Source organism: Serratia ficaria (genome assembly GCF_900187015.1).
Taxonomy (GTDB): domain Bacteria; phylum Pseudomonadota; class Gammaproteobacteria; order Enterobacterales; family Enterobacteriaceae; genus Serratia; species Serratia ficaria.
This window is the reverse complement of the sequence record NZ_LT906479.1, coordinates 3,635,903-3,657,529: the sequence shown is the minus strand read 5'-3', so window position 1 is coordinate 3,657,529 and position 21,627 is coordinate 3,635,903. Positions and strand designations below refer to the sequence as shown.

Here is a 21,627-nt window from a genome sequence, read left to right as displayed (position 1 = left end):
AAGCCGGCTGACAGACAGCCGGCTTTTTTATGCTCCGGATTCAGCAGCTGTCGCGCCGGCACAGCGTCGAGGGCAGGGAGCCTGCCTGACGCCAGGGTTCATCGTTCAGCCGCGCCAGCAGCGCCTGGCCGGCCTGAATGCCGATCTCACGGTGCGGGATGGTCATGGTGGTCAACGGCGGCTGACACACCCGGCTGAACTCACCGTTGCCGAATCCCACCACCGCCAGCTGATCCGGCACCTTGATGCGCCGGCGCTGGCATTCATACAGCGCGCCGCAGGCCAGCTCGTCCGAGGCGCACACCAGCGCGTCCAGCTCCGGCCAGGCCAGCAGAAACTCCGGCAGTTGCTGTGCGCCGGTGCTGAAGCTGGCGGGCTGCGCGGCGTTGATCACCCGATGCGGCGACATGTGGTTGCGCAGCAGCGCCTTGTGCCAGCCCTGCAGGTGCTGCTGGAAAATCCACTGCTCCTGATTGGCGCACAGCAGGCCGAGGTTTTGATAACCGCTGGCGATCACCGTTTGCGTCAGCTGATACATGGCCGCCACGTAATCGATGCCGATATTCATATCGATCGGATCGGCGCGCATCGCGCCGATTTCCACCACGGGAATATTGGCGGCGATCAGCGCGTTGCGGGTATTTTGCGAATGCTCGACGCTGAGCAGCACCGCCGCCGCCAGGTTATACGACAGCAGGGTTTCCAGCAGCTTCTCTTCGCGTTCCAGGTGGTGTTGCGACTCGGCCAGCATGATTTGATAACCCGCCGGCTGCAGCACTTTCTGCAAGCCGGCGAACATGTCGGCGCAGCCCGATTCGGACAGGCTGGGCACCACCATGGCGACGGTATAAGACGAGGCCGACGCCAACGAGCTGGCGGCCAGGTTGGGCAGATAGCCCAGCTCGCTGACCGCCGCTTCAATCTTCTCTCTCAGCTTGTCTGAAACCTGCTCCGGGGTGCGCAGCGCCCGCGAAACGGTCATGGTGCCGACGCCCGCCAGCTGCGCCACGTCGGCCAGCGTCACCCTTCCTGTGCTGCGTCGTTTTTTACCGATCGACATTCGTAATCCCGACTGAAATGCGCATGCCGCGCATAAAAATTGTGATGATGGGAAGCCGGCAAAGCGGCTTCGACGATCCCAGTATGCGACACATTCTAACCCGTTACCCCGGCCAGCGATAAAAAATTGTGGTTAACGCCATCCTGCGGCCCGGCGTTTTGATAGCGCTATCACAGATCTGCATGATAGAACTTTGGTAGCGCTATCTTTGTGATGCGAATCACAGTGTGCCGCCGGGGCGTTGATTAAAGTTTTACCGTCGCCGGGGAGTGGTTCTTCGGCGCGGGGCTAACACATTGACCATCGGGGGATACGTGCTGAAAGACTGGCTGAGCGCCGAGCATATACAGCTGTGCGAGCGGGTGGAGGACTGGCGGCAGGCGGTGACGCTGAGCGCCCGGCCGCTGCTGCAGCGCAATATCATCACGCCGGATTATCTGACGGCGATTTTTCGGCAGCACGCGGCGCTGGGGCCGTATTTCGTGTTGGCGCCGGGCATCGCCATGCCGCACGCCCGGCCGGAAGAGGGCGCCAACGCGCTGGGGCTGTCGCTGCTGAAGGTTCATCAGGGGGTGCGCTTTCACTCCGAAGATAACGACCCGGTGTGGATAGTGGTGATGCTCTCCGCACCCGACAGCAGCAGCCATATTGAATTAATCTCGCAGCTGGCGGAGTTGTTTTCGGATAGCCCGGCGATGGACGCCTTATTTCAGGCGCGAGACAAACAACAGATCGAGGATATTATTGCCCGCTACTAATTTTTAATCACCAGGCCGAATAATGACGTCTTGCTCCGTCAGATTTATTTCTGACGGCGCTACCCTACATGCGAAATTTAACAGGTGAATACAATGAAAATCATGGCGATTTGCGGTTCAGGTCTTGGCAGCAGCTTTATGGTGGAAATGAACATCAAAAAAGTGCTGAAAAAAATGGCGATAGAAGCCGAGGTCGAACACTCCGATCTCTCTTCCGCCACGCCCGGCGCCGCCGATATTTTCGTGATGGCGAAGGACATCGCCGACAGCGCCAGCGTGCCGGCGGAACAGCTGGTGGTCATCAGCAATATCATCGACATCAATGAGCTGGAAGCCAAGCTGCGCGCTTACTTCGAAGCTCACTCAATCATCTGAATAAACCGATTGGCGAGGTGGATATGTTTATCCAGGAAACGCTTAAGTTTGTGGTTGATATATTAAAGGTGCCTTCAGTGCTGGTCGGTCTTATTGCCCTGATCGGTTTGCTGGCGCAAAAAAAATCATTCTCCGACGTGGTGAAGGGCACGGTAAAAACCATTCTCGGCTTTATTGTGCTGGGCGGCGGCGCCACCGTGCTGGTGGGCTCGTTGAACCCGCTCGGCGGCATGTTCGAACACGCCTTCAATATTCAGGGCATCATTCCGAATAACGAAGCGATCGTCTCCATCGCGCTGGAGAAATACGGCGCCTCCACCGCGTTGATCATGGCGTTCGGCATGGTGGCGAACATCGTGGTGGCGCGCTTTACCCGGCTGAAATACATCTTCCTGACCGGCCACCACACCTTCTACATGGCCTGCATGATCGGCATCATCCTGACGGTGGCGGGCTTTGAAGGCGTGCCGCTGGTGTTTACCGGCGCGCTGACGCTGGGGCTGATCATGGCGTTCTTCCCGGCGATCGCCCAGCGCTATATGCGCCGCATCACCGGCAACGACGACATCGCCTTCGGCCACTTCGGCACCCTGGGCTATGTGTTGTCCGGTTGGATCGGTTCGAAGGTCGGCAAAAACTCGCGCTCCACCGAGGAAATGAACCTGCCGAAAAACCTCAGCTTCCTGCGCGACAGCTCCATTTCCATCTCGATGACCATGATCGTCATCTACCTGATCCTGGCGATCTGCGCCGGGCGGGCCTACGTCGAGGGCCAGCTCAGCGGCGGCCAGAACTACCTGGTGTATTCGATTATTCAGGCCATCACCTTCGCCGCCGGGGTGTTCATCATCCTGCAGGGCGTGCGCCTGATCCTGGCGGAAATCGTACCGGCGTTTACCGGCTTTTCGGAAAAACTGGTGCCTAACGCGCGGCCGGCGCTGGACTGCCCGGTGGTTTATCCCTACGCCCCCAACGCGGTGCTGATCGGCTTTCTGTTCAGCTTCCTCGGCGGCCTGGCCGGGCTGTTCCTGCTGGGGCAGCTGAAGATGGTGCTGATCCTGCCCGGCGTGGTGCCGCACTTCTTCACCGGCGCCACCGCCGGGGTGTTCGGCAACGCCACCGGCGGCCGCCGCGGCGCGATGCTGGGCGCCTTCGCCAACGGCCTGCTGATCACCTTCCTGCCGGTGTTGCTGTTGCCGGTGCTGGGGGCGCTGGGCTTCGCCAACACCACCTTCTCCGACGCCGACTTCGGCGTGGTGGGCATCCTGCTGGGCAACATGGCGCGCTTTATGTCGAAAGAAATGATCATGCTGGCGATCGTCGCCGTGTTTGCGCTGTTGGTGGCGCACAACTTCCTGGGAAAACGCAAAAGCGCGCCTGCCGCCGACCGCGTTGAAAAATAAGCGAGGACAGTTCTGATGAGTCATACAATCACGGAAATTGAAGAGTTGCGCACCCTGGCGCGCGATATTCGCCTGGAAACGCTGAAGGCGCTGACCGGGCTGGGTTTCGGCCACTACGGCGGCTGCATGTCGGTAGTGGAAACGCTGGCGGTACTGTACGGCGGCGTGATGCGCATCGATCCGGCGGATCCGGACTGGCCGGAGCGCGATTACTTCGTGCTGTCCAAGGGCCATGCCGGCCCGGCGCTGTACAGCACGCTGGCGATCAAGGGGTATTTCCCGCAGGCGGAGCTGAAGACGCTCAACCAGAACGGCACCCGGCTGCCGAGCCACCCGGACCGGCTGCGCACCCGCGGGGTGGACGCCACCACCGGGTCGCTGGGGCAGGGCGTGTCGATCGCCGCCGGCATGGCGCTGTCGCATCGGCTGGCGGGACGGCGCAATCGGGTATTCAGCATCCTCGGCGACGGCGAGCTGAACGAAGGGCAGTGCTGGGAAGCCTTCCAGTTTATTGCCCATCACAACCTGAACAACCTGACGCTGTTTATCGATTACAACAAGCAGCAGCTGGACGGCCTGCTGGACGAGGTGATCAAGCCGTTCGATCTGGCCGGCAAGTTCCGCGCCTTCGGTTTTGAGGTGCAGACCATCAAGGGCGACGACATCGCCGCGTTGCATGAGGCGGCGGCGCCGGCGCGCGGCGGCGAACAGCGGCCGCTGGTGATCGTGCTCGACAGCATCAAGGGGCAGGGCGTGAGCTATCTGGAGAACCTGCAGAACTCGCATCACCTGCGTTTGACGCCGGACGTACAGCAAGAAATCGAAAAAGCCATCGCCGAACTGGAGGCCGCCCATGTTTAACGTAGTGACCGAGTTGGAAAACGACGCTATAGAGATGCGCAAAGTGTATGCCGGCATGGTGCGCCGGCAGATTGAGGCGGATACGCCGATCATCGCGCTGGAGGCGGACCTGATGAGCTCGATGGCGATGGACGGGGTGCACAAGGACCATCCGCGGCACGTGATCAACTGCGGCATCATGGAGGCCAACGTGATCGGCGTGTCCGCCGGGCTGGCGCTCACCGGCCGGGTGCCTTTCGTGCACACCTTCACCGCCTTCGCCAGCCGCCGCTGTTTCGATCAGCTGTTCATGTCGCTGGATTACCAGCGCAACAACGTCAAGGTGATCGCCTCCGACGCCGGGGTAACCGCCTGCCACAACGGCGGCACCCATATGTCGTTCGAAGACATGGGCATCGTGCGCGGCCTGGCGCATTCGGTGGTGCTGGAAGTGACCGACGCCACCATGTTCGCCGATATCCTGCAGCAGCTGATGGATTTGCAAGGCTTCTACTGGGTGCGCACCATCCGCAAGCAGGCGACGCGCATCTATCAGGACGGCTCGCGCTTCACCATCGGCAAGGGCAACCTGCTGCGCGACGGCGACGACATCACGCTGATCGCCAACGGCATCATGGTGGCCGAAGCGCTGAAGGCGGCGCAGATGCTGGAACAGCGTGGCGTCAGCGCGGCGGTGATCGACATGTTCACCCTCAAGCCTATCGACCGCGACATCATCAAAACCTATGCCGCCAAGACCGGCAAAATCGTCACCTGCGAGAACCACAGCATCCACAACGGCCTGGGTTCGGCGGTGGCCGAGGTGCTGGCGGAAGAATGCCCGGTGCCGATGCGGCGGGTGGGGGTGAAAGAGCGCTATGGCCAGGTGGGCACCCAGGCGTTTCTGCAGCAGGAGTACGGCCTGACCGCCGAGCATATTTTGGAGGCCGCCGGGCAGTTGCTGCAAAAGTAGTTCTTGAGTCAATAACAACTGCTGTAACGAATGAAGCTCGGTGCTCTGGAGAAAGCATATACCTTCCCCCGGAATTTGAGTCATGACTCACGTATTATTAACGGATAAGCCCCTTAGGGGGCTTTTTGTTTTCGGTGAATAATAGGTGGCCAATGCTTGGGCAAAAAGAGATAATAAAAATAGATAAATAAATACAATAAGTTATATTCATGGAGTGAATAATGATAACAGCAAGAGGCTCATTCAGAAGGCTGACGCTAGGCGAGATCACGCTATCCCGCTCTCTCTATAAAAATGCCATCGACTACAGTCTTGTTAAAGTGCATAACGCGAGCTATTTCCCGTTTGGTTTGCAGAATGAGGAAACGGCCGTTACGCCTAATGGTGAACTTTATTGGCCTGAAAAACACTTCAGGGAAGATTTTTCCACAGAAACAACGCGCTATCTATGGTGGTTCATGCATGAAATGGCCCACGTATGGCAGTATCAGATGGGGATGAACGTCCGGCTACGGGGAATAATGAGCTGGGCGGTAACTTATAAATACTCGCTACCGGATTACTACTCATTAGCTGATTATGGTATGGAGGCGCAAGCCAGCCTTCTTGCAGATTACTTCATCCTTTCTCGTTATGGAAAAGAACGGTGGTTTGAGGTGAAGCTGATGCAAGGTATTATAGGTCCAGATTTGAAAAGCCGTTATGAGCATGTTTTGAAAAGATTTCTTAATGCTCCTACCGACAGGAAAAACCTGAAATGAGAAGAATCTATACCCTCATCATGATGATGTTGCTCAGTGGTTGTGTGCTTGAAAAGCAACGTTTTTACACTGCGGATATTACGCTACGGGGAAATGATCTCTGTTTCTCTTTGCCGCAGACCTACCAAACACAGAGTGGCAGGGTCAGTCTGGTCAGTATCGCTATTGAACAACGGTTGGGTAGCCAAACGCATGAACTCTGGCGCAGGACCATTCTACCGCCAAAACCCGCTGAGACGATCACGCCCGGCCAGTGTATCCCATACTCGTTCAAAGCATTTGAGAGCAATATGCCATACACCGTAGCAATCAGTACCGTGGATCCTCAGGATGCGGATTCGAAACGTTTCTGGCAGCGCAGTTTCTCGCTGAAAATCAGTGACGGCCAGATTTCGCAGGTTATTACCAGCGCGGAGTAATAAAAAGTCAGAGAAGGGATGAATGAAATAACAAGGGCCGGCAATGCCGGCCCTTGTTTCGTTTGGCGATGAATTACGCCTTGGCGGCGGCAGCGTCAGCCTGGGAGGACTGGATCGCCGTCAGCGCGACGGTATACACGATATCGTCTACCAGTGCGCCGCGCGACAGGTCGTTCACCGGCTTGCGCATGCCTTGCAGCATCGGCCCGATGGACACCAGATCGGCGGAACGCTGTACCGCTTTATAGGTGGTGTTGCCGGTGTTCAGATCCGGGAAGATGAACACGGTAGCCTGGCCGGCGACCGGTGAGTTCGGCGCCTTGGACTTGGCGACGTCGGCCATGATGGCGGCGTCGTACTGCAGCGGGCCGTCGATGATCAGATCCGGGCGTTTTTCCTGCGCCAGACGGGTCGCTTCGCGCACCTTCTCAACGTCGCTGCCCGCACCGGAGTTGCCGGTGGAGTAGGAGATCATCGCCACGCGCGGTTCGATGCCGAAGGCGGCGGCGGAATCCGCCGACTGGATGGCGATTTCAGACAGCTGTTCGGCGGTCGGATCCGGGTTGATCGCGCAGTCGCCGTAGACCAGAACCTGGTCAGGCAGCAACATGAAGAACACGGAAGACACCAGCGAGCTGCCCGGCGCGGTTTTGATCAGCTGCAGCGGCGGGCGGATGGTGTTGGCGGTGGTGTGAACCGCGCCGGATACCAGACCGTCGACTTCGCCTTTTTCGAGCATCAGGGTGCCGAGCACCACGTTGTCTTCCAGCTGCTCGCGGGCAACCACTTCGGTCATGCCCTTGCTTTTACGCAGCTCGACCAGGCGCGGCACGTAGTTTTCACGCACGGCGACCGGATCGACGATCTCGATGCCTTTGCCCAGTTCAACGCCCTGCGCAGCGGCAACGCGCTGGATCTCGTCCGGGTTGCCCAGCAGCACGCATTCCGCGATGCCGCGTTCGGCGCAGATGGCCGCCGCTTTCACGGTGCGCGGCTCGTCGCCTTCCGGCAGCACGATGCGCTTGCCGGCTTTGCGCGCCAGCTCGGTCAGCTCGTAACGGAACGCCGGCGGCGACAGGCGACGCGAACGCTCGGAGGTGGCGGTCAGCGACTCGATCCACTCGGCGTTGATGTGGCTGGCCACGTAGTTCTGCACTTTCTCGATGCGCTGATGGTCGTCAGACGGCACTTCGAGGTTGAAGCTCTGCAGGCTGAGCGAGGTCTGCCAGGTGTTGGTGTCGACCATGAATACCGGCAGGCCGGTCTGGAAGGCGCGTTCGCACAGCTTTCTGATCGGCTCGTCGATGGCGTAGCCGCCGGTCAGCAGGATGGCGCCGATTTCCACGCCGTTCATCGCCGCCAGGCAGGCGGAAACCAGCACGTCGGGGCGGTCTGCGGAGGTCACCAGCAGGGAGCCCGGGCGGAAGTGTTCCAGCATGTGCGGGATGCTGCGCGCGCAGAAGGTCACGGATTTCACGCGGCGCGTCATGATGTCGCCTTCGTTGACCACGCGGGCCTTCAGGTGGCGAGCCATGTCGATGGCGCGGGTGGCGATCAGATCGAAGCTCCACGGCACGCAGCCCAGCACCGGCAGCGGGCTGTTGGCGAACAGCTGCGCCGGATCGACGTTGGTGACGCTGGCCTTGGTGGAGTCGTCGAAGATTTCAGACAGGTCAGGGCGGGTGCGGCCCTGCTCGTCGACCGGGGCGTTCAGCTTGTTGATGATCACGCCGGTGATGTTTTTGTTCTTGCTGCCGCCGAAGCTGCTGCGCGCCAGTTCGATGCGCTCTTTCAGCTGCGCCGGGGAATCGTTGCCCAGCGCCAGCACGAAGACGATTTCCGCATTCAGGGTCTTGGCGATTTCGTAGTTCAGCGCGTTGGCGAACTGGTGTTTACGGGTCGGCACCAGGCCTTCGATCAGCACCACTTCCGCGTCTTTGGTGTTTTCGTGGTAGCGCGCCACGATCTCTTCCATCAGCACGTCCTGCTGGTTGGAGCTCAGCAGGCCTTCGACGTAGCTCATGCGCAGCGGTTCGGCCGCCGGGATGGTGGAGTTGCTGCGGATGATGGTGGTGGTCTGGTCGAGAGAGTCGCCGCCGGAGCGCGGCTGGGCGATGGGTTTGAACACGCTCAGGCGAACGCCTTGCTGCTCCATGGAGCGGATGACGCCCAGGCTGACGCTGGTCAGACCGACGCTGGTGCCGGTGGGGATCAACATAATTGTACGTGACACAGAATAGTCCTCTTCACGATTAACATGAGGCTAAAACAACACCGTCAGCCTGGGCTGACGGTGTTTGAGAGCATTACGCGGTCAGGCGGGATGCGTCCTGCGCGATGACCAACTCTTCGTTGGTCGGGATCACCAGCGCCAGGCGGCTGCCGTCTTTGGTGATGGCGCCGGATTTGCCGAAGCGCGCGGCCATGTTGCGTTCGTGGTCGATTTCGAAGCCCAGCAGGCCCAGTTTGTCGAGGGTCAGCTCACGCACCATGCCGGCGTTTTCGCCGATGCCGCCGGTGAAGATCACCGCGTCCAGACGGCCCTCCATCAGCGCGCTGTAAGCGCCGATGTATTTGGCCAGGCGGTGGCAGAATACGTCCATCGCGCGTTTGGCGTCGGCCTTGCTGTCGTAATTGTCTTCAACATAGCGGCAGTCGCTGGTGACTTCGGTCAGGCCCAGCAGGCCGGACTCTTTGGTCAGCATTTTGTTGATCTGGTCAACGCTCATGCCCAGGGAGTCGTGCAAGTGGAAGATGATCGCCGGATCGATGTCACCGCTGCGGGTGCCCATCACCAGGCCTTCCAGCGGGGTCAGACCCATGGAGGTGTCAACGCATTTGCCGTTGCGCACCGCGGTGACCGAGCCGCCGTTGCCCAGGTGGCAAGTGATCACGTTCACTTCTTCCACCGGCTTGTTCAGCATCTTCGCGGCTTCTTGCGTCACGTAGAAGTGGCTGGTGCCGTGCGCGCCGTAGCGGCGAACGCCGTGGTCGCGGTACAGGCTGTACGGCAGAGCGTACAGGTAAGATTCTTCCGGCATGGTCTGATGGAACGCGGTGTCGAACACGGCGACGTTTTTATCAGCCAGTTTCGGGAAAGATTTCAATGCTTCAGCGATACCGATCAGGTGCGCCGGGTTATGCAGTGGTGCAAACGGCACGGAATCTTTGATACCCTGCAGGACTTCGTCGTTGATCACGGCGGAGGCGGTAAACTTCTCGCCGCCGTGCACGATGCGGTGGCCGATAGCGGTCAACTGGGCTGAAAGCTCCGGTTTTTGTGCCAGAATAGTATTAACAATGAAGTTCAGCGCTTCGCTGTGTGCAGCGCCGGCACCCAGGGCAGCTTCGTGTTTGGCGCCGTCCATTTTCCACTTGATGCGGGCTTCAGGCAGGTGGAAACACTCGGCCAAACCGGAGAGGAATTCTTCACCGTTAACGGCGTCGATGATGGCGAATTTCAGGGAAGAACTGCCGCAGTTAAGAACCAGTACTAGCTTACTCGACATGGAAGTACCTACTTAATAGTTCGTGTTGTTAAAGAAAAACCAAAAACACGTGGTGAATTAATCGTCAATCAGACAACAAGCGTAGCGCATAATGCCGTTGACATTTATGATTAACATCATGTGAATTGCACAAATCGCATGATGATGAAAAAACCGATGATTTCTCTGCGGTTTAAATAATCTTGATTTTTATAGGGCTAAAAGTTGACAGAATTCTTGTCGTCTTCTACCGGCCAAAAGGCCGGCTTAGGATACCGATAGCCCGCAGCAAACACAAAATAAATTTAAAGCTTCAAATTTTTTAGTATTGTGTCTGCAGACGCCTTTTATTTTTTACGTGAAGTTGAGGTACGCGATGACGAGCAAACCGTCCGGTTCCGTAAGCTGGTTTCAGGTCTTCCAGCGCGGGCAGCATTATATGAAAACCTGGCCGTCAGACAAACGTCTGGCTCCGGTCTTTCCGGAGAATCGCGTTGCGCGTGCCACCCGTTTTGCCATCCGCTTTATGCCGCCGCTGGCGATATTTACCCTGACCTGGCAAATTGCGCTGGGCGGCCAGCTCGGCCCGGCGATCGCCACCGCGCTGTTCGCCTGCAGCCTGCCGATGCAGGGGCTGTGGTGGCTGGGCCGCCGCTCGGCGACGCCGTTGCCGCCGACGCTGCTGCAGTGGTTCCATGAGGTGCGCAACAAGCTGGCGGAAGCCGGCCAGGCGGTGGCGCCGGTCGAAGGCACGCCGACCTATCAGGCGCTGGCCGATCTGCTGAAGCGCGCCTTCAAGCAGTTGGATAAAACCTTCCTCGACGATCTGTAAGCGAAAAGGGCCGCGCCGAGCGCGGCCTTTTTGACGATAGCGCCAATAACCCCGGTTTAAATCAAAGAACGGTCGAGTTGTGATTTCCTGCGATATTGCGCTGTGCGATGCTCTCGCCATCATACAGAAACGAGGAAATCCTGATGGAAATGACCCATGCCCAACGGCTGATCCTGTCGAATCAGTACAAGATGATGACCCTGCTCGATCCGGACAACGCCGATCGTTATCGCCGGTTGCAGACCATCATCGAGCGCGGCTTCGGCCTGCAGATGCGCGAGCTGGATCGCGATTTCGGCGAACTGAGCGAAGAAGTGTGCCGCACCATCATCAACGTGATGGAGATGCATCACGCGCTGCAGGTCTCCTGGGGCAACCTGAAGGAAAAACAGGGGCTGGATGAACGCCGTCTGGCGTTTCTCGGCTTCGACGCCGCCACCGAAGCGCGCTACCTGAGCTACGTGCGTTTCCTGGTCGGCACCGAGGGGCGCTATACTCACTTCGATTCCGGCAGCCACGGCTTTAACGCCCAAACCAAGATGTGGGACAAATACCAGCGCATGCTGGCCGTCTGGCTGTCTTGCCCGCGTCAGTACCATTTGAGCGCCGTTGAGATAGCGCAAATTATCAATGCTTGATTAAAAAGAGGTTTCCTGTGGAGTGTAAGGGTTTTCTGTTCGATCTTGATGGCACCCTGGTAGATTCGCTGCCGGCGGTGGAGCGCGCCTGGATTAACTGGGCCAAACGCCGCGGCGTCAGCCCGCAGGACGTACTGGATTTCATTCACGGTAAACAGGCCATTACCTCCTTGCGCCACTTTATGCCGGGCGAAAGCGAGGAAGCCATCCAGCGGGAATTCTTGCTGCTGGAACAGGTGGAGGCGCAGGATACCGACGGCGTCCGTGCGCTGCCGGGCGCGGCCGCGCTGCTGGCGCAGCTGAACGCGCTGGGCATCCCCTGGGCGATCGTCACTTCGGGTTCTGTCCCGGTGGCCAGCGCTCGCCGTCAGGCCGCGGGGCTGCCGCAGCCGGAGGTGTTCATCACCGCCGAACAGGTGCGACACGGCAAACCCCAGCCCGACGCTTACCTGCTGGGCGCCGAGCGCCTGGGGCTGGCGCCGCGGGACTGCGTGGTGGTGGAAGATGCGCCCGCCGGCATCCTGTCCGGCCTGGCGGCCGGTTGCCAGGTGATCGCGGTCAACGCGCCGGCCGACGCGCCGAAGCTGGATCGGGTCGATCTGCGGTTGTCTTCGCTGGAGCAGATCGCCGTCAGCAAAAGCGCCGCCGGCGCCAGCATCACCCGGGTGGACTGATCGCCGTTATCTTCACCCAAATTGATTAGACCCCGCATCGGCGGGGTTTTTTTATGCTAGTTTTTAGGCCCCTGGATATGTTGCCGGATGAGGCCGTTTTGAACAGCGAATTACTGTGGGTGCTGAGTTTACTGTTAATCGCCATCGTGCTGTTTACCACCAACAAGCTGCGAATGGACGTGGTGGCGCTGCTGGTGATCATCGCCTTTGTGCTGAGCGGCACGCTGAGCCTGCAGGAGGCGACGGCCGGCTTCAGCGATCCCAACGTGATTCTGATCGCCGCGCTGTTCGTGATCGGCGAAGGGCTGGTGCGCACCGGCGTGGCCTATCAGGTGGGGGACTGGTTGGTTAAGGTGGCCGGCAGCAGCGAAACCAAAATGTTGATGCTGCTGATGGTGACGGTGACCGGGCTGGGCGCCTTCATGAGTTCGACCGGCGTGGTGGCGATCTTCATTCCGGTGGTGCTCAGCGTGACGGCGCGGATGAAAATCGCGCCGGGGCGGCTGATGATGCCGCTGAGCTTCGCCGGCCTGATCAGCGGCATGATGACGCTGGTGGCGACGCCGCCGAACATGGTGGTGAACAGCGAGCTGGTGCGCGAAGGCATCGTGGGGTTCGGCTTCTTCGGCGTCACGCCGATCGGCCTGGCGGTGCTGGTGCTGGGCGTGGGCTATATGCTGGTGGCCCGGCGCTGGCTGGGCAACGACGCCGCCGGCAAGGCGAGGGAAACCTGGCAGCGCCGCACCTTCCGCGATCTTGTTCGCGACTATAAGCTGGCCGGCCGCGCGCGGCGTTTGGCGGTTCGCAGCGCTTCGCCGCTGATTGGCCGTTCGCTGGACGAGCTGCACCTGCGCGCCCGCTACGGCGCCAACGTGGTGGGCATCGAACGCTGGAAACGCTTCCGCCGGGTGATGATCAGCGCCTCCGGCAGCACCGAGCTGCGCGAAGGCGATGTGTTGCTGATCGACATGTCCGACAGCCAGGTCGATCTGCGCGAATTCTGCGGCGAGCAGCAGCTGGAGCCGATGGTGCTACGCGGCGACTACTTCTCCGAGCAGTCGCGCAACGTCGGCATGGCGGAGGTGACGTTGATCCCCGATTCGGCGCTGCTGGGCACCAGCCTGCGCGAGGCGGCGTTCCGCAGCCGCTATGATCTGAACGTGGTGGGCATTCGCCGCAGCGGCGAGACGCTGGCCGGCAAGCTGGTGGACGAACCGCTGGCGCTGGGCGACATTTTATTGGTGATCGGCGACTGGAAGGCGATACGCCAGCTGCAGGCCAACACCCATGACTTTATCGTGCTTAACCTGCCCGCCGAGGTGGATGAGGTGGCGCCGGCCATCACCCAGGCGCCGCATGCGCTGTTCTGTCTGGCGTTGATGGTGGCGATGATGCTGACCGATGAAATCCCCAACCCGATCGCCGCGCTGGCAGCCTGCCTGCTGATGGGCAAGTTCCGCTGCATCGACATGGCAAGCGCCTACAAATCTATCCACTGGCCGAGCATCATTTTGATCGTCGGCATGATGCCGTTCGCTCAGGCGCTGCAGAAAACCGGCGGGGTGGACCTGATCGTGCGCGGCCTGATGGACGTCGCCGGCGGCGCCGGGCCGCGGGTGATGCTGCTGTGCCTGTTCGTGCTGTGCGCCACCATCGGGCTGTTTATTTCCAATACCGCCACCGCGGTGCTGATGGCGCCGATCGCCATCGCCGCCGCGCGGGAAATGGGGGTGTCGCCGTACCCCTTCGCCATGATTATCGCCATTGCCGCTTCCGCCGCCTTTATGACGCCGGTCTCGTCGCCGGTCAACACGCTGGTGCTGGGGCCGGGCAACTACAGGTTCGGGGATTTCGTGCGCATCGGCGTGCCTTTCACCCTGCTGGTGATGGCGGTCAGCGTGATGGTAGTGCCCTGGTTATACGCTTTTTGACGGCGCGACGGTCGCCGCGCCGGCGGGATCACAGCGAGGCGTCGAGGCTGATTTCATCCAGCGACAGGCTGAAGCTCGGGATAAACACCTCCATGAAGTAGTCCATTTCCGGGCTGCGGCGCTGCTGCAGGGTTTTGTCCAGGCGCGCCTTGGCCAGCGTGAATTCGTTATTGCCGGCGGACAGTTCCTCCAGGCATTTGAGGTAGGCGCACAGCGCATCGGCCTGCTTCACCAGCAGCTTTTCATCTTCGCTGTAGTAGTGCTCATCGAGGATCGAGCGGAAATCGTTGCGCAGCTCCGCCGGGATCATGTCCAGCAGCTTTTGCTGGGCGATCTTTTCGATCTTCTTGTACTCGTGGGCGATCTGCGGATTGTAATACTTGATCGGCGTCGGCATGTCGCCGGTGATCACTTCGCTGGCGTCGTGGTACATCGCCAATAGCGCCACCCGGTCGGCGTTCAGATTGCCATTGAACTTGCGGTTCTTGATCACCGCCAACGCGTGGGCGACAAACGCCACCTGCAGGCTGTGCTCGGAGACGTTTTCGGTACGCACGTTGCGCATCAGCGGCCAGCGGTTGATCAGTTTCAGGCGGGACAGGTGGGCAAAGAAATGGCTCTGGCTCATGGTGCTCTCTTTTACAACGGCAAGTGAGGGCTCCATTGTGAAGCAGTGACCTGAAGTTATGCAACCGGCGTGTGCAGGGAAGGGGCGCAGCAGAGCGCTGCGCCCGCGGCGATTACTGGCGATAGCTTTCCAGGAAGCGGCCCAGCTTGCCGACCGCCATTTCCAGCTCGTCCACGCGCGGCAGGGTGACGATGCGCACGTGGTCCGGATACGGCCAGTTGAAAGCGCTGCCCTGTACCAGCAGCACTTTTTCCTGCAGCAGCAGATCCAGCACCATTTTCTGGTCGTCGTGAATGTTGAAACGCTTGGCGTCGATGCGCGGGAACATATACAGCGCACCCTGCGGCTTCACGCAGGAAACGCCCGGGATGTCGTTGAGCAGTTCCCAGGTGCGGTTGCGCTGTTCATACAGGCGGCCGCCGGGCTGGATGAACTCGCTGATGCTTTGATAGCCGCCCAGCGCGGTCTGGATGGCGTGCTGCATCGGCACGTTGGCGCACAGGCGCATCGAGGCCAGCATTTCCAGCCCCTCGATGTAGCCCTTGGCGTGTTTCTTCGGCCCGTTGAGCACCATCCAACCCTGGCGGAAGCCCGCCACGCGATAGGTTTTCGACAGCCCGTTGAAGGTGACGGTCAGCAGGTCCGGCGCCAATGCGGCGATCGAGTGGTGCTCGGCTTCGTCATACAGGATCTTGTCGTAAATCTCGTCGGAGAAAATGATCAGGTTATGCTGCCGGGCGATCTCGACGATCTGCTCCAGCAGGGCCTTGCTGTAGACCGCGCCGGTCGGGTTGTTCGGGTTGATGATCACGATGCCGCGGGTGCGCGGCGTGATCTTGCTGATGATGTCGTCCAGATCCGGGAACCAGCCGGCCTGCTCGTCGCACAGGTAGTGCACCGCCTTGCCGCCGGACAGCGATACCGCCGCGGTCCACAGCGGGTAATCCGGCGCCGGCACCAGCAGTTCGTCGCCGCTGTTGAGCAGCGCCTGCATGGACTGGACGATCAGCTCGGATACGCCGTTGCCAATGTAGATATCCTCAACGGTAACGTCACGCATGTTGCGCGCCTGGTAGTGCTGCATGATCGCCTTGCGCGCCGAGAAGAGCCCCTTGGAATCGCAATAACCCTGCGCGGTCGGCAGGTTGCGGATCACGTCGACCAGGATTTCATCCGGGGCGTCGAAGCCGAACGGGGCCGGGTTGCCGATGTTCAGTTTCAGGACCTTATTGCCTTCTTCTTCAAGACGTTTAGCTTCTTTGAGCACCGGGCCGCGAATGTCATAACAGACGTTGTCCAGTTTGCTGGATTTCTCAATGGGGGACATAGAAAGTTGAGCCTTTTGCTGGGATAGGGGCGTTCCTACCGTGGAACGCCGCAACCCGCCCAATGTACTCCTGGCGCTGATGCTTTTGAAGGGTTATGCACGCCTTTGGTGCAAACGCATGGCGCAAGGCGGAATTTTAGTGATGATAAACAAAGGAAAACGATGTTTGTGGTCTATAATGCCTTTGTTTATCATTTTGTTGGGGTTTTATTCTGATTTAAGCAGCGTATGTAAACGTTCTTGCCCCACCTGGCGGCGCCCGGCGGCGGGCACTGATAAGCGGCGGGGGAGGATAGCGTCAGATAAACTGTAAAGAAATGATAATACCGGAGTAGTCTGATGGCAGCCTGGCGTCAGCCGAACCACACTGGCTTAAACGGTTAATTACATTAGCGATGCTTTATCTTTTATCTTAAGAAAAGGTTAACTGACTATCGGAATATTATTGATTGGGAAAATCTTACTGATTGAATTTATTAAAATCAGGCGGGGATGAAACGGCGAACGCGGCGAGTCTCGTTTATATTTTGGGCCGACAAAAGGTCGGCGCCGCCCTGAGGTTCGGCGTTCTCTACAGCACGAATGGAGTGGTAATTGGGCGACGAGCATGAGTAAAATCTTTCATTTGGTAAAAGTTAAACACTTTTACTCGTATTAACCCCCCGCGTTCTATAAGCGTTTGCGATAGATCGCATTTTAAAAAGCGATAGAGGTAACGAAATATAAGTAATTTTTTTGCCCTCCACTAATGAGTGGGGTACTGTCATAACAGGCATCGTCCCTTTTCAACGATGTCTTGGAAACACACCAGGGTAGTTTGTAAATTAGAATTTAAAAAAGTGAAGAATACACTATGACAACTGCAAATCGTCCGATACTTAATCTCGACCTCGATCTGCTAAGAACCTTTGTTGCTGTTGCTGATTTGAATACCTTTGCGGCCGCGGCGGTCGCCGTTTGTCGCACTCAATCAGCGGTCAGTCAACAAATGCAGCGGTTAGAGCAACTGGTAGGCAAGGAACTGTTTGCCCGCCATGGGCGCAACAAACTCTTGACTGAGCACGGTATCCAGCTTCTCGGCTACGCCAGGAAAATCCTGCGTTTCAACGACGAAGCCTGTACCTCTCTGATGTACAACAATATAAAGGGCGTTCTGACTATCGGTGCTTCAGACGACACCGCCGATACCATTTTGCCTTTCCTGTTGAACCGCGTGACCTCGATTTACCCCAAGCTGGCGATCGACGTGCGGGTAAAACGCAGCCCGCAGATGGTCGACATGCTGAAAGAAGGCGAGGTCGATCTGGCGATCACCACGGCAGACGCCGAGGGGCAGCCGCATATCGTGCTGCGCACCTCGCCGACGCTGTGGTATTGCGCGGCGGATTATCACTACCAGGCCGGTGAACCCATTCCGCTGGTGGTGATGGACGAACCCAGTCCGTTCCGCACCATGGCCATCAAGCATCTGGACGAGGCCGGCATTCCGTGGCGCATCGCCTACGTGGCCTCAACGCTGTCCGCCGTTCGCGCCGCCTGCAAGGCCGGCCTGGGCGTAACCGTACGGCCGGTTGAGATGATGAGCCCTGACCTGCGGGTGTTGGGCGCCGCAGAGGGCCTGCCGCCGTTGCCGGATACCCAGTATGCCTTATGTAAAGACGCCCGGTGCGACAACGAGCTGGCGATGGCCATCTTCAGCGCGATGCAGGGCGGCAACGACAGCTATAACCTCAACGGGCAGGGCGGTACGGCGCAAGACGACGCCAGCCTGGTGGATGAGGAAGAATAACGCCGGACTGCGTTGACCATGACCAGAAAACCTCCGCTTCGGCGGAGGTTTTTTTTGGCCTTTTTTTAAGAAAATAGGCTGTTATGCGCATTTGGCTGAGGTTTTGTCATGAGTTGGTTATTTGTTTAACTCTTTCCATTAATTAAAAACCGGCTCAGGCCGCCGCAGACGAAAATCGTTTGCTTTATGACCAATTGGGTCGGAGCGTAAAGGCATGGAAATAATATGGTTATTTTGTTAGATTATGGCGAACGTTTTTTCGGCTGAATTTGACAAAAATTGTTAAAGGCCCACACTTTTTTTGAGGATTTATGCTGAAAACGTGTCCTGGATCAAAAAAATACCCCTAGGTAGTGAGTGGAAGAACAGGGAATTCCTGAGACAATGATATAGTAAAACTGAAATATGCATGACGGCTTATATCTGTCTGTTTCTACACAAAAATTAACTGACACGATTTAGCCTGAGCCTGGCGCATCAAATGTTAATCAAATGATGCGTATGTAAACTAGTGTGTAGATACTTTTGTCAAAGTTGACAAAAGGTTATAGAAAGGAGTAAAAAGCCCACAGTAAAACGCTGCCTAACTCGCTGTAAAAGCAGTTTGTTTGTGTGGTTAATTTATCCTTCCCTTAAATCGATGTGGTGCACTAACTGCCGGGTACAAGAGCAGAGCGATCGACGCCACTTTTGATGAGTAAGCATAGAGTATGTCAACAACCACTGAAGTTATCGCTCATCACTGGGCGTTCGCCGTATTTCTTGTCGTGGCTATCGGGCTCTGCGGCTTAATGCTGCTGGGTGCGTTCTTCCTGGGCGGGAGAGCCCGGGCGCGCGCCAAACACACCCCGTTCGAATCCGGGATCGACTCGGTCGGTACGGCGCGCATGCGTCTGTCCGCCAAGTTCTACCTGGTCGCCATGTTCTTCGTAATTTTCGACGTTGAAGCCTTATACCTGTACGCCTGGTCGGTCTCGGTTCGCGAGAGTGGCTGGGTAGGCTTTATCGAAGCCGCCATTTTCATTTTGGTGCTATTGGCCGGCCTGGTTTATCTGGTGCGCATCGGCGCGTTGGATTGGACTCCGGCGCGTTCCCGACGCCAGAGCAAACCCGGCACCATCACTAACACCAACAGTCATCCGCAGTAACAGCGAGGCATTAAGATGGACTATACGCTCACCCGCATAGACCCGAACGGTGAGAACGACCGTTATCCCCTGCAAAAACAGGAGGTCGTCGCCGATCCCCTGGAACAACAGGTCCACCGCACGGTTTACATGGGTAAACTCGAGCATGCATTGCATGACATGGTGAACTGGGGGCGTAAAAACTCTATTTGGCCATATAACTTTGGCCTTTCGTGCTGTTACGTGGAGATGGTGACGTCGTTTACCGCCGTTCACGACGTGGCGCGTTTCGGCGCTGAAGTGTTGCGCGCATCGCCGCGTCAGGCTGACCTGATGGTGGTCGCCGGCACCTGTTTCACCAAGATGGCCCCGGTCATCCAGCGCCTGTACGAGCAGATGCTGGAACCCAAGTGGGTGATCTCGATGGGCGCCTGCGCCAACTCCGGCGGCATGTACGACATCTATTCCGTGGTGCAGGGCGTGGACAAGTTCCTGCCGGTCGACGTGTACATTCCCGGCTGCCCGCCGCGTCCGGAAGCCTACATGCAGGCGCTGATGCTGTTGCAGGAATCCATCGGCAAAGAACGCCGCCCGCTGTCGTGGGTTGTCGGCGATCAGGGCGTTTACCGCGCCAACATGCAGTCTGAAAGAGAGCGTAAACACGGCGAGCGCATCGCGGTGACCAACCTTCGGACGCCTGACGAGATTTAAGACGTTCATTTAACGTCCATCTTAGTGCGCTATTGGTTAACACAGCGAAAGTGAAAATTGCGGCGAAATAACCCTTTAGTGTGGTGAAAAAAATTATGACAGATTTGACGACGCACGACGCCTTGCCTGCCTGGCAAACCCGAGATCACCTTGACGACCCGGTGATCGGCGAACTGCGCAACCGTTTTGGGCCGGAAGCCTTTACTGTTCAGCCCACCCGTACCGGAATGCCCGTGGTATGGGTCAAGCCTGACCAGTTGCTGGAAGTAATGACGTTCCTGAGAAAACAGCCGAAGCCTTACGTCATGCTGTTCGATCTGCATGGCGTGGACGAGCGTCTTCGCACCCACCGTGACGGTTTGCCCGCCGCGGATTTTTCTGTTTTCTATCATCTGATTTCCATCGAACGCAACCGCGACATCATGCTGAAAGTGGCGCTGTCTGAAAAAGACCTGCACGTGCCCACGGCCACCAAGGTTTTCCCTAACGCCAACTGGTATGAGCGCGAAACCTGGGAGATGTTCGGTATTACCTTCGACGGCCACCCGCACCTGTCGCGCATCATGATGCCGCAGACCTGGGAAGGCCACCCGCTGCGTAAAGACTACCCGGCGCGCGCCACCGAGTTCGATCCTTTCGTGTTGACCAAACAGAAAGAAGATCTGGAAATGGAATCGCTGACCTTCAAGCCGGAAGACTGGGGCATGAAGCGCGGCACCGAAAACGAGGACTTCATGTTCCTCAACCTCGGCCCTAACCACCCGTCGGCGCACGGGGCTTTCCGCATCATTCTGCAGCTGGACGGCGAAGAGATCGTCGACTGCGTGCCCGACATCGGCTACCACCACCGCGGCGCCGAAAAAATGGGCGAGCGCCAGTCCTGGCACAGCTACATTCCGTATACCGACCGCATCGAGTACCTCGGCGGCTGCGTAAACGAAATGCCTTACGTGCTGGCGGTCGAGAAGCTGGCCGGCATCAAGGTGCCGGAGCGCGTCGACACCATCCGCGTGATGCTGTCCGAACTGTTCCGCATCAACAGCCACCTGCTGTACATCAGCACCTTCATTCAGGACGTCGGCGCCATGACCCCGGTGTTCTTCGCCTTTACCGATCGGCAGAAAATCTACGACCTGGTGGAAGCGATTACCGGTTTCCGCATGCACCCGGCCTGGTTCCGCATCGGCGGCGTCGCGCACGACCTGCCGCGCGGCTGGGATCGCCTGCTGCGCGAGTTCCTCGAGTGGATGCCGAAGCGCCTGGACTCTTACGTCAAGGCGGCGCTGAAGAACAGCATTCTGAAAGGCCGCTCCGTCGGCGTGGCGTCTTATAACGCCAAGGAAGCGCTGGAGTGGGGCGTGACCGGCGCCGGTCTGCGCGCCACCGGCATCGAGTTTGACGTGCGCAAATGGCGCCCGTATTCCGGCTACGAGAATTTCGACTTCGAAATCCCGGTCGGCGACGGCAACAGCGACTGCTACACCCGCGTGATGCTGAAGGTGGAAGAGCTGCGCCAGAGCCTGCGCATCCTCGAACAGTGCCTGAACAACATGCCGGAAGGCCCGTTCAAGGCCGATCACCCGCTGACCACGCCGCCGCCGAAAGAGCGCACGTTGCAGCATATTGAAACGCTGATCACCCACTTCCTGCAGGTTTCCTGGGGCCCGGTGATGCCAGCCAACGAATCATTCCAGATGATTGAAGCCACCAAAGGGATCAACAGCTACTACCTGACCAGCGACGGCAGCACCATGAGCTACCGCACCCGGGTACGTACGCCAAGCTTTGCGCACCTGCAGCAGATCCCGGCGGTAATCCGTGGCAGCCTGGTCTCCGACCTGATCGTCTATCTGGGCAGTATCGATTTTGTTATGTCAGATGTGGACCGCTAAT

Annotated in this window: 20 protein-coding genes; 15 read left to right on the top strand and 5 right to left on the bottom strand. The window is 58.4% G+C overall.

The annotated features are described in order from the left end of the window. Positions 1 to 40: 40 nt before the first annotated feature. Entirely contained in the window at positions 41 to 1,060 is a 1,020-nt protein-coding gene (locus CKW09_RS17225) for a LacI family DNA-binding transcriptional regulator (protein ID WP_061795785.1), read from the bottom strand. A gap of 314 nt (positions 1,061 to 1,374) precedes the next feature. Here CKW09_RS17225 and CKW09_RS17220 point away from each other — a divergent pair, with 314 nt between their 5' ends. From CKW09_RS17220 to CKW09_RS17190, 7 genes are all read left to right on the top strand, one after another. After that, the gene (locus CKW09_RS17220; RefSeq protein ID WP_061795970.1) at positions 1,375 to 1,818 is read left to right on the top strand and encodes a PTS sugar transporter subunit IIA; all 444 of its coding nucleotides are present in this window, start codon (positions 1,375 to 1,377) and stop codon (positions 1,816 to 1,818) included. A 93-nt stretch (positions 1,819 to 1,911) separates the two neighbouring features. Next, a complete protein-coding gene (locus CKW09_RS17215) occupies positions 1,912 to 2,193 on the top strand; it encodes a PTS sugar transporter subunit IIB (RefSeq protein WP_061795786.1) in 282 nt (93 codons plus the stop codon). 23 nt (positions 2,194 to 2,216) lie between these two features. Then, a complete protein-coding gene (locus CKW09_RS17210) occupies positions 2,217 to 3,596 on the top strand; it encodes a PTS ascorbate transporter subunit IIC (protein ID WP_061795787.1) in 1,380 nt (459 codons plus the stop codon). A gap of 15 nt (positions 3,597 to 3,611) precedes the next feature. Next, complete coding sequence (locus CKW09_RS17205) at positions 3,612 to 4,457, top strand: transketolase (protein ID WP_174524341.1); 846 nt, start codon at positions 3,612 to 3,614, stop codon at positions 4,455 to 4,457. Beyond that, positions 4,450 to 5,409: a transketolase family protein gene (locus tag CKW09_RS17200; RefSeq protein ID WP_095098553.1), complete on the top strand. Its 960-nt coding sequence runs from the start codon at positions 4,450 to 4,452 to the stop codon at positions 5,407 to 5,409. The genes CKW09_RS17205 and CKW09_RS17200 overlap by 8 nt, the downstream gene beginning before the upstream one ends. Before the next feature lie 221 nt (positions 5,410 to 5,630). Further along, complete coding sequence (locus tag CKW09_RS17195; RefSeq protein ID WP_016926894.1) at positions 5,631 to 6,170, top strand: hypothetical protein; 540 nt, start codon at positions 5,631 to 5,633, stop codon at positions 6,168 to 6,170. Further along, positions 6,167 to 6,589 carry a putative T6SS immunity periplasmic lipoprotein gene (locus CKW09_RS17190; RefSeq protein ID WP_095098551.1) on the top strand — a complete coding sequence of 141 codons (423 nt, stop codon included), beginning with the start codon at positions 6,167 to 6,169 and terminating at the stop codon, positions 6,587 to 6,589. Before CKW09_RS17195 ends, CKW09_RS17190 begins: the two co-directional genes overlap by 4 nt. A 73-nt stretch (positions 6,590 to 6,662) precedes the next feature. On the opposite strand, the gene pta is transcribed toward CKW09_RS17190, so the two are convergent. Both pta and ackA read right to left on the bottom strand, forming a co-directional pair. Beyond that, positions 6,663 to 8,822, bottom strand: coding sequence for a phosphate acetyltransferase (gene pta, locus CKW09_RS17185; RefSeq protein WP_095098549.1), 2,160 nt, complete (start codon positions 8,820 to 8,822; stop codon positions 6,663 to 6,665). A 73-nt stretch (positions 8,823 to 8,895) separates the two neighbouring features. After that, positions 8,896 to 10,098, bottom strand: coding sequence for an acetate kinase (ackA, locus tag CKW09_RS17180; protein ID WP_061795791.1), 1,203 nt, complete (start codon positions 10,096 to 10,098; stop codon positions 8,896 to 8,898). Positions 10,099 to 10,453: 355 nt separating this feature from the next. Between ackA and yfbV the strand changes: the two genes are divergently transcribed. From yfbV to CKW09_RS17160, 4 genes are all read left to right on the top strand, one after another. Further along, the gene (gene yfbV / locus CKW09_RS17175; RefSeq protein WP_061795792.1) at positions 10,454 to 10,909 is read left to right on the top strand and encodes a terminus macrodomain insulation protein YfbV; all 456 of its coding nucleotides are present in this window, start codon (positions 10,454 to 10,456) and stop codon (positions 10,907 to 10,909) included. A gap of 143 nt (positions 10,910 to 11,052) precedes the next feature. Further along, the gene (locus CKW09_RS17170; RefSeq protein ID WP_061795793.1) at positions 11,053 to 11,547 is read left to right on the top strand and encodes a YfbU family protein; all 495 of its coding nucleotides are present in this window, start codon (positions 11,053 to 11,055) and stop codon (positions 11,545 to 11,547) included. Between the two features lie 17 nt (positions 11,548 to 11,564). Next, entirely contained in the window at positions 11,565 to 12,221 is a 657-nt protein-coding gene (locus CKW09_RS17165) for a sugar phosphatase (RefSeq protein WP_061795794.1), read from the top strand. Positions 12,222 to 12,319: 98 nt separating this feature from the next. Beyond that, on the top strand, positions 12,320 to 14,152 hold the full coding sequence (locus tag CKW09_RS17160) for an SLC13 family permease (protein ID WP_061795974.1): 1,833 nt from the start codon (positions 12,320 to 12,322) through the stop codon (positions 14,150 to 14,152). A 28-nt stretch (positions 14,153 to 14,180) separates the two neighbouring features. Here CKW09_RS17160 and yfbR read toward each other — a convergent pair whose 3' ends face one another. Continuing rightward, complete coding sequence (gene yfbR, locus CKW09_RS17155) at positions 14,181 to 14,780, bottom strand: 5'-deoxynucleotidase (protein ID WP_061795795.1); 600 nt, start codon at positions 14,778 to 14,780, stop codon at positions 14,181 to 14,183. Between the two features lie 112 nt (positions 14,781 to 14,892). Next, positions 14,893 to 16,107 (bottom strand): pyridoxal phosphate-dependent aminotransferase, encoded by a 1,215-nt coding sequence (locus CKW09_RS17150; protein WP_061795796.1) that lies wholly within the window; start codon positions 16,105 to 16,107, stop codon positions 14,893 to 14,895. 853 nt (positions 16,108 to 16,960) lie between these two features. Here CKW09_RS17150 and lrhA point away from each other — a divergent pair. The 4 genes from lrhA to nuoC all read left to right on the top strand — a co-directional run bounded on the left by lrhA (position 16,961) and on the right by nuoC (position 21,626). Beyond that, positions 16,961 to 17,896, top strand: a complete 936-nt coding sequence (gene lrhA, locus CKW09_RS17145; protein ID WP_061795797.1) for a transcriptional regulator LrhA — start codon at positions 16,961 to 16,963, stop codon at positions 17,894 to 17,896. Positions 17,897 to 18,606: 710 nt separating this feature from the next. Further along, positions 18,607 to 19,044 carry an NADH-quinone oxidoreductase subunit A gene (locus CKW09_RS17140; protein WP_061795798.1) on the top strand — a complete coding sequence of 146 codons (438 nt, stop codon included), beginning with the start codon at positions 18,607 to 18,609 and terminating at the stop codon, positions 19,042 to 19,044. A gap of 15 nt (positions 19,045 to 19,059) precedes the next feature. After that, the gene (locus tag CKW09_RS17135) at positions 19,060 to 19,734 is read left to right on the top strand and encodes a NuoB/complex I 20 kDa subunit family protein (protein WP_061795799.1); all 675 of its coding nucleotides are present in this window, start codon (positions 19,060 to 19,062) and stop codon (positions 19,732 to 19,734) included. Positions 19,735 to 19,829: 95 nt separating this feature from the next. Beyond that, a complete protein-coding gene (gene nuoC, locus CKW09_RS17130) occupies positions 19,830 to 21,626 on the top strand; it encodes an NADH-quinone oxidoreductase subunit C/D (protein ID WP_061795976.1) in 1,797 nt (598 codons plus the stop codon). Position 21,627: the final 1 nt, after the last annotated feature.

Bases quoted from the DNA above. Each gene is read 5' to 3' on its own strand.
- CKW09_RS17225 (WP_061795785.1), bottom strand. From the start codon at position 1,060: ATGTCGATCGGTAAAAAACGACGCAGCACAGGAAGGGTGACGCTGGCC.
- CKW09_RS17215 (WP_061795786.1), top strand. From the start codon at position 1,912: ATGAAAATCATGGCGATTTGCGGTTCAGGTCTTGGCAGCAGCTTTATG.
- CKW09_RS17210 (WP_061795787.1), top strand. From the start codon at position 2,217: ATGTTTATCCAGGAAACGCTTAAGTTTGTGGTTGATATATTAAAGGTG.
- CKW09_RS17205 (WP_174524341.1), top strand. From the start codon at position 3,612: ATGAGTCATACAATCACGGAAATTGAAGAGTTGCGCACCCTGGCGCGC.
- CKW09_RS17200 (WP_095098553.1), top strand. From the start codon at position 4,450: ATGTTTAACGTAGTGACCGAGTTGGAAAACGACGCTATAGAGATGCGC.
- CKW09_RS17195 (WP_016926894.1), top strand. From the start codon at position 5,631: ATGATAACAGCAAGAGGCTCATTCAGAAGGCTGACGCTAGGCGAGATC.
- CKW09_RS17190 (WP_095098551.1), top strand. From the start codon at position 6,167: ATGAGAAGAATCTATACCCTCATCATGATGATGTTGCTCAGTGGTTGT.
- ackA (WP_061795791.1), bottom strand. From the start codon at position 10,098: ATGTCGAGTAAGCTAGTACTGGTTCTTAACTGCGGCAGTTCTTCCCTG.
- yfbV (WP_061795792.1), top strand. From the start codon at position 10,454: ATGACGAGCAAACCGTCCGGTTCCGTAAGCTGGTTTCAGGTCTTCCAG.
- CKW09_RS17170 (WP_061795793.1), top strand. From the start codon at position 11,053: ATGGAAATGACCCATGCCCAACGGCTGATCCTGTCGAATCAGTACAAG.
- yfbR (WP_061795795.1), bottom strand. From the start codon at position 14,780: ATGAGCCAGAGCCATTTCTTTGCCCACCTGTCCCGCCTGAAACTGATC.
- CKW09_RS17150 (WP_061795796.1), bottom strand. From the start codon at position 16,107: ATGTCCCCCATTGAGAAATCCAGCAAACTGGACAACGTCTGTTATGAC.
- lrhA (WP_061795797.1), top strand. From the start codon at position 16,961: ATGACAACTGCAAATCGTCCGATACTTAATCTCGACCTCGATCTGCTA.
- CKW09_RS17140 (WP_061795798.1), top strand. From the start codon at position 18,607: ATGTCAACAACCACTGAAGTTATCGCTCATCACTGGGCGTTCGCCGTA.
- CKW09_RS17135 (WP_061795799.1), top strand. From the start codon at position 19,060: ATGGACTATACGCTCACCCGCATAGACCCGAACGGTGAGAACGACCGT.
- nuoC (WP_061795976.1), top strand. From the start codon at position 19,830: ATGACAGATTTGACGACGCACGACGCCTTGCCTGCCTGGCAAACCCGA.